This window comes from Burkholderia sp. 10_S31, from assembly GCF_056930375.1.
In genome coordinates, this window is sequence record NZ_JBXOWK010000003.1 from 2,398,406 (window position 1) to 2,412,687 (window position 14,282).

Genomic DNA, 14,282 nt, shown 5'->3' on the forward strand with positions numbered 1-14,282 from the left:
CTTTCGCCCCGTCAGAATGATGGACGTCAATGCGCCGCGATAGCTTGCGCAGGCGTGGCGGGTTCGGCCTCGCACCAAAGAATGTCGTTTTCAAGTCGCTTCTAAGCCACCCCACCGCCTCTGACCCGGGAAACGACGCGTGAGGTTCGCGAGACTAACAAATGGCCATTCAGCGGCTCGACGTCGACGGGTTCGCAGACGCCCTGGCCTTGACGTACGAACTAAACAGAAACTATATGTCTCCCGTAGACGAACCGCGGTGGAATAAACCTACTCCCCCGCGATTGCTCCAGTACGCAGAAATTTCGTCTCTTTCGCTATTACGTTGATCTCCTCGATTCATCCGTGGCGGTCAGTACCCCCGCGACCTCCTTCAATTGCTGTCGAGAAATCAAAGCATCGACCGCCTGTTCAAGCACGCCTCGTACCTGACTGCTCGTATTGCGGATACCAAATCCACGCGACACGGCCTGAATAACCTGATCTCGCGTCGCACCAAAACTCCTTTCAATCAGTTGAAGAGCAGCAGCTTCGATCTCCGCTGGCGGCAGCATATCGGCTCGACGGAGGGCGATGGCATTGACCCCTGAACGATCGCGAGGCACGGGCACACTGTTAGGCGTAGACAGAAACTCCCCCGATCGCGTGATACGGCCCGTCTTCGTTGCAATGTCAATGGATCGGCCGACCACGTCTTCAATTCGGCCGCCGGTTCGCTTCAATCCCCACGCCTCCCGCATCCGAGTGACGATGTGGTCCCGATGAACCGGCCCCTCGACTTGGACAGCTTGGACCACCAATTCCGTCAGCGCTCCCTGCGGCGCCTCATGCAGTTCTTCGACGAGATGGCTCGGGCGCACCAACGTCACTTCTTCATATGGCGCAAAACCAGCGGCATCCTCTGCGTCGGTCACCGCCTCCCGCTCCACATAGGGTGCCTCAGCATCCAACTGCTCCGTTAGCGCGACGTCTTCCTGCAGTTCGTCGAAATCAACCTTGAGAGCCTCAATACGACGAATCAACACGTCTAATTGCTCCGTCGGGCGCTGAAACCAATCCGTACTCCAAATCCGATGGATGGTCCAACCATGCTCCTCCAAGATTGATTGTCGCAGTCGATCTCGATCTCGAGCTGAGCGTGCCCTGTGGTAAGCAGCACCATCACATTCGATACCCAACAAGAATCGTCCCGGTCGCTCAGCGTCGACGACAGCCAGATCAATGAAGAAACCAGCCAGGCCCACTTGCGCCTGAACTTCATACCCCCTCGTTCGGAGCGCATTGGCCACCTGCGCTTCGAAAATGCTGTCATGGTCGCGCCCCGTAACCTCCGCCATCGGCAAGCGCCCCGTGCGGGCATATTGGAGGAATATACGAAACGCGTTGACCCCCGCCCGCTCCGCTGCATAGGCCGGGTCAATATCCTCATCCGTCATGGACGCAAACACGTCGCATCGCTGCTTGGCGCGACTAATCAAAACATTCAACCGCCGCTCACCGCCCGCTGTACCCAACGGACCAAAACGCATCGGTACTCGACCGTTAGGCAAAGATCGACCATAGCCGACAGAGATAAAGATGACGTCACGCTCATCACCCTGGACGTTTTCCAGGTTTTTGACGAAGAACGGTTCCGAACGATGCGCCTTAAAGAAATCCTCAACCTCCGGCGACAACCCGCGGCGCAGAAGTTCAAGTTCATCAATGATCGCGCGCCGCTGAGCGGCGGAGAAAGCTGCCACGCCCAGGGAGAGCTTCGGATATGTGCGCGCATGGGCAACGATCGCCTGTGCCACTGCCTTCGCTTCAATCAAGTTATTACGCTTGTTGCCCGCGTCGAACAAACCTTCGTGTATATGATGAAACCGCAGCCCCCTCCCACCCTGCGCCGTATATGGACTCGGCACGATATAAAGCTTGTTCTCATAGAACTGACGATTGCTGACCGCAATCAATGACTGATGGCGGCTGCGATAGTGCCAACGCAACATCCTAGTAGGTAGACCACGAGCCGTGAACAAACCAAGGATGCTCTCGATATCGGCAACCGCAGTCGCTCCTTCGTCATCCTCGTCTTCGTTGCTCGAGGTCATCTTGGCAAAGAAGGCGGTAGGCGGGAGCTGCTTTGGATCACCAACTACAACGACCTGTCTTGAACGCGCGATCGCACCCAAGGCGTCAACAGGCTGAATCTGGCTGGCCTCATCCATCACCAGCAAATCGAACTCCATCGAGCCCGGCACAAGAAACTGCGCTACAGACAGCGGACTCATCATGAATACAGGCTTGAGCGCCCGTAGTGCTGGACCGGCCCTCTCCACGAGCTTGCGCAGCGATATATGACCTTTCTTTTTTTGAATCTCGCCCCGGAGTACGCCGAGCGGACCCAGAGCACCGCCATCCCGAGGTGGAACGTTCTGGTAATGCGCTCGCACTACTTCAGCGCTCGCGGTAACTATTCGCTGCCTGTCCAGGGTGACAAACTCCTGCACAATGCGCCCATGGGTAGCCCCATCAAATCGAGCAAGATCGGGCTCGAGGTGAACCATGCGCGCATAAGTGGCCTCGAAATAGGCCATCTCGAACGCACGAGCCAGCGCGTCCGGTGCAAGTCGGCCATCATCCAGGCGCGCCACCAAATCGCTGCACCCTTGAGCCCGAGCCCGCGCCGAGCGATCCCGGTAGTTCACCCAGCGGAAGAGCTGCTCATGCTCTTCGCTCCAACGTTGCAGCCGCCAGACCAGTACATCGAGTCTTGCATCCAGGATCGTGCCGCCAATGGAGGCCTCCAAATCCAATTGCAGTTCGTCAGCCAAAGCCTTAAAACCGATCCGGATGATCGCCTGTGATGCTGACAACGCGTCGGCACGAAACGCTAGATGCTCTCGCTCGCCGATCCGACCAGCTAAAGCCCGGATGTCTAGGTTCTGTCCAATCCAGTCCGCGGCAGACTTCAGCGCCGCCCAGTTAGACTGCTCCCCTTGCCATTCACCATCAAAAGCCGCCTGCCCTCGCATTAAGCCGTCGCGCACAGCTTGGCGATCGCGTTGTCCGGCAGCCAGAGCCTCCAAGACGACACGGGTTTCACCAACGTTGGAGACTCCATCAGGAACTAGTGTGCCAGCTGCCGAATACGCACGTGTATATCGCACCGCGAGCTGCAACAGCGAACGTAAATCGGCACGCTCCACCGCTGCTACTTCGCCAAATACCTGATCCCGGGCCGCCAGAAGATCCTCCCATACTTCTTTTAATCCACGCTCTATCTGCTGACAGACAGACCAGAGTTGCTTGGATCGCGCCGCCACCTCAGCCTTTTCCGGGCTGCGTGCGGCGATCAATCGCGGCTCGGCGCCCAGTCCTTTCAAGGACCGCATCCACTCGACCAATGCCAAAAGCGGCGCCGACTGCGATCTCGCCCCACGCCAATCATCGCCAAACGCGCTACGTCCCAAAGCGTCTTCTGTTTCGATAATCTTCTTCGCGTCCTGCCCCTTAGCCAGCGTATCCAATAGTTCCAATACGACGAGAAGCGGCTGATTAGGTGTCGCAAGAACGGACCCGATCAATCGATTGGCCGCACGCCATTCACCGCTCAAAAAGCGAAAAATGCTCGTGCCATGCGATGCCAATGTCGCGCGTGCAGGCGCCAAGCTGAGGGACCATGCCGCCTCGGTCAGTTGAGTTCCAATGGCAGCCTTGGCGACCTCAAAGTCGGCAACGGCTTGAGCGACCTCTCCGGCACGCTCGATCCCGCCATCCCACAGATCCGACGCGAATGTTTCCGGGCTGGCAGGTGGCGCGGACGCCACTCGCTCACCGATACGGGCCAGCGTCTGGAAGTCTCCAAACGTGGACCCCGGCTCTCGCCCTAGTTGACGAGCGAGCGCCGCCGCCTCGGTCAGCAATCGTGGCAACTCTTCGGATACCCGGGCAAGGCGTTGGAACTGCTCCGCACCGAAAGTCTCAGGAAGTTCCGTAAAGGCACCGAGAGTATCATCGAGGTTTGTGTCCCATGCGTCCTCGACAACTCGGCCGGTCAAAGCCTCTCGTTGTACCGCATACCGTTGACCTAGTTCGAGCAAATGCAAGATGGGATCTGGGGTATTCCAACCGTCGTGTCCCAAGGCAGACGCGGATAGCTTGGGTGCCGCCGCAACGCGCTGGAACAGCTCCACCATCGGCGGAACGTCGGACAAACGAAGCGGCGGTTCGAGTTCCAGGAGCCCCGCGGCAGCGTCGAACTTCGGCTGCTCCACCAAGACCTGTTCGAGTAGCCGCTGCACACGCGCGACCAAACGCTCCGCGTCCATTGGTGAGATCGCCGCCAATCCCACACCTACCCAAGCATGATCGGCCGGCCGCCCAATCTCCATGACACGGCTCGCCAAATCTGCCAGCAAATCCTGGCGAGCAGCGAAACCGTCCTTACCCCACTGCTCCGGACTTTCCAGTTGAATGTCATTAGGCCGTTCACCTTGCTCACGTAAGCGAACCAAATGCCCAATTACCTGAAACGGAGATAGCTCCGATTTCGAATCGATGGTGTGCAGCTTCTGTGCGTGGGCGTTGAGGTTATCGCGCGCCTCGGTCAAACGCGTGAACAGACTTCCTGGGTCCGCAACCTTGGGTGCTCCCAATTCCCACGTGCGCCGCAGCTCATCCAATACCGCGCGCTTGTTCGCTTTGTTACTGTGCAATTCCAAGCAAGCATCGCCGACGCCTTTGTCGTCGAGGCGGCGTTTTACCACATCCAACGCGGCCATCTTTTCGGCCACAAAAAGCACGCTCTTCTCGTCCTTGACGGCTGCAGCGATGATGTTGGCAATGGTCTGGCTCTTACCTGTACCGGGTGGACCTTGAATGACTAGATTCTTGCCTCGCCGCACTTCGTGAATCGCCAGCGCCTGCGAGCTATCGCAATCCAAAATATGGAGCATTTCAGACGGAGGGACCAACGCATCGATGTTGGCATCCTCATGTGCGAGGTCCTCGCCGCCGGAAAAACCCTCCGCCAGCAGCGAGCGGACCAGAGGGTGGTCACCTATCGCGGCACCCTTCGGCCAAACAGCTGGATCCAGATCCCGATACATCAAGAATTTCGCGAAGGAGAAAAATCCCACGGACATCTGATCGGGGAATACCTCCCACCCTTCCTTTGTCTCGACGCTCTGCCGAACCAGCTCCATGTAGTCAAGCGGATCGAACATGTCACTCGCATCAAAAGCTGGCATACGGAGCGCATGCACTCGATCGAGATAAGCTTCGAGCGAAAGGTTTGACGCAAAGTCCTCCTGCCTTGCCTTTAGGTTGAAACGTTCACCAGCATTACCCCGATCAAGCTGAACGGGGACCAGCAGAAGCGGCGCGTAACGAATGTTCTCTGCATTATTGGGATCGACCCACTTCAGTGCCCCCATCGCCAAGAAGAGTACGTTGACACCCTGCTCTTCCTCCAACGTGCGTGCATCCAGATAAAGTTCCAGGAGACGCTTCTGGAGACCCTTGCTGGTCAAACGGGTTTGCAGGCGTGTATCGGCGTGTCGTCGCAAAACACCTCGCTCGTCCGTACTGTCATCTTCTGGCTGGGCTAGTTCCTCGATTTCATCGGGTTCGACAAGTAGTTGTTTCGACGCTCCCTCTGCGACAAGCTCGTTAGCCGCGACAGATTCAAGATTCTTGGTATCTGCGGCACGCCCCGCCAAAAAAGTGAAAGTTTTCCCCTCTCGGACCAGCAACCGAAATATCTCGCCAACCTTCTCATCGATGACTTCGATGAAGCGCCCTCCTCGCGCGCCCCGTGGCACATTGAGCAGGCGGTTACGTGCAGACAAATCGAGTAACTCGACCCGCGCTCGCTCCAGTTTTTCGGAGAGCGGCAAGTTACTCTGGAAAATGGATTGATCTTCACTCGCCGCAGACGCGACTTGCCCCTGCACTGGTTCCATGACTTCCCCCGTTTCTTCATTGCCTTGCTATTCGAAGACCTTCAATTCATTACGGAGCACTATAACTCTCTACGAAACAAACAGTAGCGAGCAGAAACGTTTGCGAACAGAATAGGACGCCACGTGCACGATTACATTCCCTCACGGATGCCGAATGTAATCCACCAACGCCCGCGTATATTCATCCGGCTGCCGATCAACCAGACTGACCACGATCGCCACCGCAAACCCCGCCGGCACGCCGAACACGCCTGAACTGATCGGTTCGATCCCGAACCACGTCCGCCCCACGAAGCCCGTCAGCTGCGTGAAATACGGATACGTCGACACGATGTAGTACACGCACACCGCAAGCCCCGTCACCATCCCGGCGATCGCACCGCGCGTCGTCGTGCGTTTCCAGAACACCCCAAGCACGAGCACCGGAAAGAAGCTGGACGCCGCCAGCGAAAACGCCGCACCGACAAGAAACAGGATCTTCCCCGTATTGAGCGACGCGACATACGACGCGAACAATGCGACACCAAGCAGCAGCACCTTCGAGATGGTCACGCGCCGCTGGCTCGACGCATCCGGCGCGACCATGCAGTAATAGACGTCGTGCGACAACGCGTTCGCGATCGTCAGCAGCAACCCGTCCGCGGTCGACAGCGCCGCAGCCAGCGCACCGGCCGCGATCAGCCCCGACACGACATACGGCAACCCCGCGATCTCCGGCGCGGCCAGCACGACCATGTCCGGCTGCATCTGGATCTCCGACCAGTGAACGATGCCGTCCCGAATCACCTCGACGACGCTGATGAGATCCGGTTCGAAGTGATGCCACTGCGTGACCCACGCGGGCAGCTCGGCGATCGGCCGCCCGACGAGGCTGGTGAGAATCTCGTACTTGATCATCACCGCGAGCACCGGCACGCTCAGGTAGAACAGCGCGATGAAGAACAGCGTCCAGCCGACCGAGCGCCGCGCGGACGCCACCGACGTCGTCGTGTTGTAGCGCGTGAGGATGTGCGGCAGGCTCGCGGTGCCGAGCGACAGGCACAACAGCAGCGCAAGGAAATTCCGCTCGCGCGGCTTGCGCTCGTCGTCGTTCGCGGCGGGAAACGGCTCGTGCATCGGCACGGGCGGCTCGGCGCGTGCCAGCAGGTCGTCGCGCGCCTGGCTCCAGGTCACGCGCGCCGCCGTCGGGTCGCGCGGGAAGTCGGCCAGCTCGCGCTCGCGCTGGTTGATCTCGCGCAGCGGCCCATTGTGGCGCCGCAGGTCCGCAAGCTGGTCGACGAGTTGCCGGCGTGCGTCCGCATACGAGCCTGGCAAGCGATCGAGTTGCGCCTGGACGACTGCGGCCTGCCGGCGATACGCGTCACGCACCTGCTGCTCCTCGGCTGCATCACGCACCTGCGCCTCGCGCGCCGCCACGCGCTCCATCAGCTTGCCGTAATTGAACTGCGGCACCGGCCCGAGCCCGTTCTTCATCGCGATCAGCGACACGGGAATCAGGATCGCGCTGATCAGGATGATGTACTGCGCGACCTGCGTCCACGTGACCGCGCGCATGCCACCGAGAAACGAGCACACGAGAATCCCGGCGAGCCCGCAGAAGATGCCGATCGCAAAGTCGACCCCGATGAAGCGCGTCGCGATCAGCCCGATCCCCTGGATCTGCGCGACCAGATAAACGAACGAGCACAGGATCGCCGCGCCGGCCGCAAGCGCGCGCACGGCGGTGCTCGAAAAGCGTGTACCGAGAAAATCGGGAATCGTGTAGCGTGCGAGCTTGCGCACGTACGGCGCAAGCAGGAACGCCACGAGGCAGAACCCGCCCGTCCACCCCATCACGTATGCGAGCGCATCGTAGCCGGTCGCGTAAAGCGAGCCGGCGAGACCGATGAACGACGCCGCCGACAGCCAGTCGGCCGCCGTCGCCATCCCGTTGAACGCGGACGGCACGCGCCGCCCGGCCACGTAGTATTCGACGAGATCGGACGTGCGCGACAGCAGCCCGATCACCGCATACACGGCGATCGGCACGAACAGGAAGACGTAACCGATCCACACGCCCGACCCGGTCGCGCGCTCGATGCGCCACAGCAGCAGCACGAACCCGAGAAAGCCGAGCGTGTAGAGCGCGTACGCGCGAATCAGTCGATGCGTCAGCATGGATCAGCGGGCATGATCTGCATTGCCCGCGTGCGCGGCATACTCGTCGTACGCGCGCCGCAGCGTGCGGTCCGCGCGCTGCATCAGGCCGATGTACACGACGATCAGCACCAGATACACGAGAATCGCGCCCTGTGCGCCGACATAGAACGGCAGGCTGAAACCGGCGAAGCGGATACCCGCGAGCGCGGGCGCGAAGAACGGCACGACGAACGACACGGTGAAGCCGATCGCCATCAGCACCAGGATCAGCACGACGTTGAAGCGCCAATAGCGCGCATGGGCACGCGCGAGCGGCTCGGGAACGGGCGGCGGCGCGGCAGGCGCCGGACGGGACGGAACGGTCATGCCGTTATTTAGCAAAAAGCCCCTGCGCGGACAATCGGGATTGCCGCGCAGGGGCTCGTACGCACAACGTGCGCAACAGGCGCGATCAGCGCACTTCGGCGAGTTGCTCGAGGATCGCCGGGTTCTCGAGGGTGGAGGTGTCCTGCGTGATCGCCTCGCCCTTCGCGAGCGAGCGCAACAGGCGCCGCATGATCTTGCCCGAGCGCGTCTTCGGCAGGTTGTCGCCGAAGCGGATGTCCTTCGGCTTCGCGATCGGCCCGATCTGCTTGCCGACCCAGTCGCGCAGCGTCTTCGCCAGCGCCGCCGCTTCTTCGCCTTCCGGACGCGAGCGCTTCAGCACCACGAACGCGACCACCGCCTCGCCGGTCGTGTCGTCCGGGCGGCCGACCACCGCCGCTTCCGCCACCAGCTCATGCGAGACCAGCGCCGACTCGATCTCCATCGTGCCGAGCCGGTGGCCCGACACGTTCAGCACGTCGTCGATGCGGCCCATGATCGTGAAGTAGCCGGTGTCCTTGTCGCGCACCGTGCCGTCGCCGGCCAGGTACAGCCGGCCGCCGAGTTCCTCGGGGTAGTAGCTCTTCTTGAAGCGTTCCGGGTCGCCCCAGATCGTGCGGATCATCGCCGGCCACGGACGCTTGACGACAAGGATCCCGCCTTGCCCGTTCGGCACGTCCTGGCCCGTCTCGTCGACCACCGCGGCCATGATGCCCGGCAGCGGCAGCGTGCACGAGCCCGGCACCGTCGGCGTCGCGCCCGGCAGCGGCGTGATCATGTGGCCGCCGGTCTCGGTCTGCCACCAGGTGTCGACGATCGGGCAGCGCGCCTGGCCGACGTGCTTGTGGTACCACATCCACGCTTCCGGATTGATCGGCTCGCCGACCGTGCCGATGATGCGCAGGCTCGACAGGTCGTAGCTCTTCGGGTGGACCTTGTCGTCGGCCTCGGCCGCTTTGATCAGCGAACGGATCGCGGTCGGCGCGGTGTAGAACACGGTGACCTTGTGATCGCCGATCATCTTCCAGAAGCGCCCGGCATCCGGATAGGTCGGCACGCCCTCGAACACGACCTGCGTGCCGCCGCACGCGAGCGGGCCGTACGTGATGTACGTGTGGCCCGTGACCCAGCCGATGTCGGCCGTGCACCAGAACACGTCGGTGGGCTTCCAGTCGAAGGTCCACTTCATCGTCTGCGCGGCCCACAGCAGGTAGCCGCCCGTGCTGTGCTGCACGCCCTTCGGCTTGCCGGTCGAGCCCGACGTATACAGGATGAACAGCGGATGCTCGGCGCCGACCCACTCCGGCGCGCACGTGTCGGACTCGCCGTCCGCGATCTCGTGCATCCACAGGTCGCGCCCGGCGTGCCAGTCGATCTTGCCGCCGGTGCGGCGATAGACGATCACGCTCTTGACCGCTTCGCAGCCGCCCATCGCGATTGCTTCATCGGCGATGCTCTTGAGCGGCAGCGTCTTGCCGCCGCGCGCCTGTTCGTCGGCGGTGATGAGCGCAACGGCGCCGACGTCGACGAGCCGCTCGTTCAGCGATTTCGCGGAGAAGCCGCCGAACACGACCGAGTGCGTCGCGCCGATGCGCGCGCAGGCCTGCATCGCGACGATGCCCTCGATCGACATCGGGATATAGATGACGACGCGGTCGCCCTTGCCGATCCCGCGTTTCTTCAGCGCATTCGCGAAGCGCGACACGCGAGCGAGGAGATCGGCATAGGTGACGCGCGTGACGGTGCCGTCGTCGGCCTCGAAGATCACCGCGACGCGCGCGCCGTTGCCGGCTTCGACGTGGCGGTCGAGGCAGTTGTACGACGCGTTGAGCTCGCCGTCGTCGAACCACTTGTAGAACGGTGCGTCGCTCTCGTCGAGCACCTTCGTGAACGGCTTGTGCCAGTCGAGGCCTTCGCGGGCAAGACGCGCCCAGAAGCCTTCGTAATCGCGCTCGGCCTCGGCGGCCAGCGCCTGGTAGGCCGGCATGCCGGAAATGGTTGCCGCCTTCTCGAGCGCCTCGGGCGGCGCAAACTGACGGGTTTCGTGAAGAACCGATTCAATCGCAGACATCGACTACCCCTTGGTGAACATGAATCCTCTGCATGGCGGCGCGATCGTGCGCGCCGCGCGTCTTGGCCGGCGCATACGCGCCGCTGTCTCCCACTCACCCGCGCACGGCCTGGAGGCTGCACGCGATGCTGCGCCGCACCACGTCACACGACGGTGGACGTACGGCCCGGCGGTTTCCACGATAAGCGCTCGAACTTACCCGTCACTTACGCGGCATCGCCATTTCTCACGCCGGATGGCACCGCATGGCGGTCGGCGGCATTACAGTCGGCCGCATTACAGTCGGCCGCATTACAGTCGGCCGCATTACAGTCGGCTTTACGCTGTTACAAACGCGACTCTACAATCCTAACTGAACTCGCCCCCCGGACTCCAGCTTGAATCGCTACGCCCTCTTCCTCATCCTGTCGATGCTGTTTGTCGGCAGCAACGTCGGTATCGGTAAATCCATCGTCGTCTTCGTCCCGGTCGCCATCCTCGCCACGCTGCGCTTCGTGATCGCGATCGCCGTGCTGTGGCCGCTGTTCAGCCCGGTGAAGATGCGTACGGTCCGGCGCGCCGAATGGCTGAACCTGTTCCTGCAGGCGTTCTTCGGCACCTTCATGTTTACCCTGCTGATGCTCAATGGCGTGCAGCGCACGAGCGCGGTCGCGGCCGGCGTGATCACCAGCACGATCCCGGCCATCGTCGCGCTGTTCGCATGGTTGATCCTGCGTGAAAAACCGAACGGCCGTGCGCTCGTGTCGATCGCGCTCGCGATCGCCGGCGTCATCACGATCAATCTCGCCAACGGGAACGCGGGCAGCGCGTCCGCGCACGGCGCCGACGCCACGTCGTCCGGCTCGCTGACCGGCAACCTGCTGATCCTCGGCGCCGTCTGCTGCGAATCGATCTATGTGATCCTGTCGCGCCGGCTCACGCAGACGCTCGCGCCGATCGACATCTGCGCGTATACGCACCTGTTCGGCCTGTTCCTGATGCTGCCGCTCGGCGCGACGGCGCTGTGGCATTTCGATTACGCGAGCGTGCCGGCCGGCACATGGGCGCTCGTCGTCTGGTACGGGCTGTCGGCCAGCATCTTCTCGTTCTGGCTGTGGATGAAGGGCATCCGGCACGTGCCGGGAAGCCTCGCCGGCGTGTTCAGTGCGGTGCTGCCGGTCGCGGCAGCCGCGTACGGCATCGCGTTCCTCGGCGAACGCCCGACGCTCGCACACGGCATGGCACTCGCGTGCGTCGTCACCGGCATCGTGCTCGCGAGCCTGCGCGTGAAACGCGCGCCGGCCGCCGCATCCTGATCCGTCCCCGGCAACCCCGGCGCGTCGCTGCAGTCGCGCCGGCCAACGCGTTACAATAGCGCGCCTTTTCAAGATTACCCCCGATACCTGCGCACAGCGCCCGACTCTCCATCATGTCTGCCCCGCATTCGCCCGGCTCCACCCGTCGTCCGCTACGCCCGCTGCCCGCACTGATCTTCATGAGCCGCTGGCTCCAGGTTCCGCTTTATCTGGGCCTGATCGTCGCGCAGGGCGTCTATGTGTTCCTGTTCCTGAAGGAAGTCTGGCACCTGCTGTCGCACGCGACCGGCCTCGACGAGGTCAGCGTGATGCTCGCGGTGCTCGGCCTGATCGATGTGGTGATGATCTCGAACCTGCTGATCATGGTGATCGTCGGCGGCTACGAAACCTTCGTGTCGCGCCTCGGCATCGAGGGCCATCCCGACGAGCCCGAGTGGCTCGACCACGTGAACGCGGGCGTGCTGAAGGTCAAGCTGTCGATGGCGCTCATCAGCATTTCGTCGATCCACCTGCTGAAGACCTTCATCAACCCGGACCAGCACACGACGCACGCGATCATGTGGCAGGTGATCATCCACGTGTCGTTCCTCGTGTCGGCGCTCGTGATGGCGTGGGTCGACCGCCTGACCACCCACACGCACCCGGCCCATTTCCACGAGACGCACGCGCCTGCAGCGAACGAGTCCCGCAAGCCGGCCAAAGCAGCCGTCAACGCATAAACGCATTCCCCACAGTCCCCACAGAGTCTCAGCCATGACCGTCATCAAACAGGAAGACCTGATCCAGAGCATCGCGGATTCGCTGCAGTACATCAGCTACTACCACCCGCTCGACTACATCCAGGCCCTCGGCCGCGCGTACGAGCTGGAAGAGAGCCCGGCCGCGAAGGACGCGATCGCGCAGATCCTCACGAACAGCCGCATGTGCGCGGAAGGCAAGCGCCCGATCTGCCAGGACACCGGCATCGTCACGATCTTCGTGAAGGTCGGCATGGACGTGCGCTGGGACGGCGCGACGATGGGCCTCACCGACATGATCAACGAAGGCGTGCGCCGCGGTTACACGCACCCGGACAACGTGCTGCGCGCGTCGATCGTCAATCCGCCGGAAGGCGCCCGCAAGAACACGAAGGACAACACGCCGGCCGTGATCCACTACGAGATCGTGCCGGGCGACAAGGTCGACGTGCAGGTCGCGGCGAAGGGCGGCGGCTCGGAGAACAAGTCGAAGTTCGTGATGCTGAACCCGTCCGACTCGATCGTCGACTGGGTGCTGAAGACGGTCCCGACGATGGGCGCGGGCTGGTGCCCGCCGGGCATGCTCGGGATCGGCATCGGCGGCACCGCTGAAAAGGCGATGCTGATGGCGAAGGAATCGCTGATGGAGCCGATCGACATCCAGGAAATCATCGCGCGCGGCCCGAAGGACTGGGTCGAGGAACTGCGCGTCGAGCTGCACGAGAAGGTCAACGCGCTCGGCATCGGTGCACAGGGCCTCGGCGGCCTGGCCACCGTGCTCGACGTAAAGATCATGGCCGCACCGACGCACGCGGCGTCGAAGCCGGTCGCGCTGATCCCGAACTGCGCGGCCACTCGCCACGCGCACTTCGTGCTCGACGGCTCGGGCCCCGCGAAGCTCGAAGCGCCATCGCTCGACGCCTGGCCGAAGGTCCAGTGGGAGCCGAACACGGAAACGAGCAAGCGCGTCGACCTGAACACGCTGACGCCGGAAGAAGTCGCGAGCTGGGCCCCGGGCCAGACGCTGCTGCTGTCGGGCAAGATGCTCACGGGCCGCGACGCTGCGCACAAGCGCATCGCCGACATGCTCGCGAAGGGCGAGAAGCTGCCGGTCGACTTCACCAACCGCGTGATCTACTACGTCGGCCCGGTCGATCCGGTGCGTGACGAAGTGGTCGGCCCGGCAGGCCCGACGACGGCCACGCGGATGGACAAGTTCACCGAGACGATGCTCGCCCAGACGGGCCTGATCTCGATGGTAGGCAAGGCCGAACGCGGCCCGGTCGCGATCGACGCGATCAAGAAGCACAAGGCGGCGTACCTGATGGCGGTCGGCGGTGCGGCATACCTCGTGTCGAAGGCGATCCGCGGCGCGAAGGTGCTCGCCTTCGAAGACCTCGGCATGGAAGCGATCTACGAGTTCGACGTGCAGGACATGCCGGTGACGGTGGCCGTCGATTCGTCGGGCACGTCGGTGCACCAGACCGGTCCGAAGGAGTGGCAGGCGAAGATCGGCAAGATCCCGGTCGCAACCGCTTAAACGCGCTCGCACGAAAGGCCGGACGCACGTCCGGCCTTTTTACTTCTCATTCTCGTTATTGCGTGCGGCCCATTCTCCAGGGCTGATTCTCATTACTTGCAAAAGGCAGGCCCGACAAGGCTTCGAGGCTTGGCTTTTCTCGTTCGAGCGATTATCGTTCGGTTTCTGAAGCCCCACTGAACAAGGAAC

Annotated in this window: 7 protein-coding genes; 3 read left to right on the forward strand and 4 right to left on the reverse strand. The window is 62.3% G+C overall.

What is annotated here, in order from left to right:
- Positions 1-320 precede the first annotated feature (320 nt).
- The 4 genes from AC1Z3W_RS31275 to acs all read right to left on the reverse strand — a co-directional run bounded on the left by AC1Z3W_RS31275 (position 321) and on the right by acs (position 10,521).
- Positions 321-5,948 carry a DUF3320 domain-containing protein gene (locus AC1Z3W_RS31275; protein ID WP_124835614.1) on the reverse strand — a complete coding sequence of 1,876 codons (5,628 nt, stop codon included), beginning with the start codon at positions 5,946-5,948 and terminating at the stop codon, positions 321-323.
- A 141-nt stretch (positions 5,949-6,089) separates the two neighbouring features.
- Entirely contained in the window at positions 6,090-8,105 is a 2,016-nt protein-coding gene (locus tag AC1Z3W_RS31280; RefSeq protein ID WP_483509269.1) for a sodium:solute symporter family protein, read from the reverse strand.
- Positions 8,106-8,108: 3 nt separating this feature from the next.
- Positions 8,109-8,453, reverse strand: coding sequence for a DUF4212 domain-containing protein (locus AC1Z3W_RS31285; protein ID WP_057929130.1), 345 nt, complete (start codon positions 8,451-8,453; stop codon positions 8,109-8,111).
- Positions 8,454-8,538: 85 nt separating this feature from the next.
- Entirely contained in the window at positions 8,539-10,521 is a 1,983-nt protein-coding gene (gene acs, locus AC1Z3W_RS31290) for an acetate--CoA ligase (protein ID WP_483509270.1), read from the reverse strand.
- 377 nt (positions 10,522-10,898) lie between these two features.
- Here acs and AC1Z3W_RS31295 point away from each other — a divergent pair, with 377 nt between their 5' ends.
- The 3 genes from AC1Z3W_RS31295 (at position 10,899) to AC1Z3W_RS31305 (ending at position 14,093) form a co-directional block, all read left to right on the forward strand.
- A complete protein-coding gene (locus AC1Z3W_RS31295) occupies positions 10,899-11,816 on the forward strand; it encodes a DMT family transporter (protein ID WP_057929460.1) in 918 nt (305 codons plus the stop codon).
- 113 nt (positions 11,817-11,929) lie between these two features.
- Positions 11,930-12,535 (forward strand): TIGR00645 family protein, encoded by a 606-nt coding sequence (locus AC1Z3W_RS31300; RefSeq protein ID WP_057929461.1) that lies wholly within the window; start codon positions 11,930-11,932, stop codon positions 12,533-12,535.
- A 34-nt stretch (positions 12,536-12,569) separates the two neighbouring features.
- Positions 12,570-14,093 (forward strand): fumarate hydratase, encoded by a 1,524-nt coding sequence (locus AC1Z3W_RS31305; RefSeq protein WP_006762441.1) that lies wholly within the window; start codon positions 12,570-12,572, stop codon positions 14,091-14,093.
- Positions 14,094-14,282 lie beyond the last annotated feature (189 nt).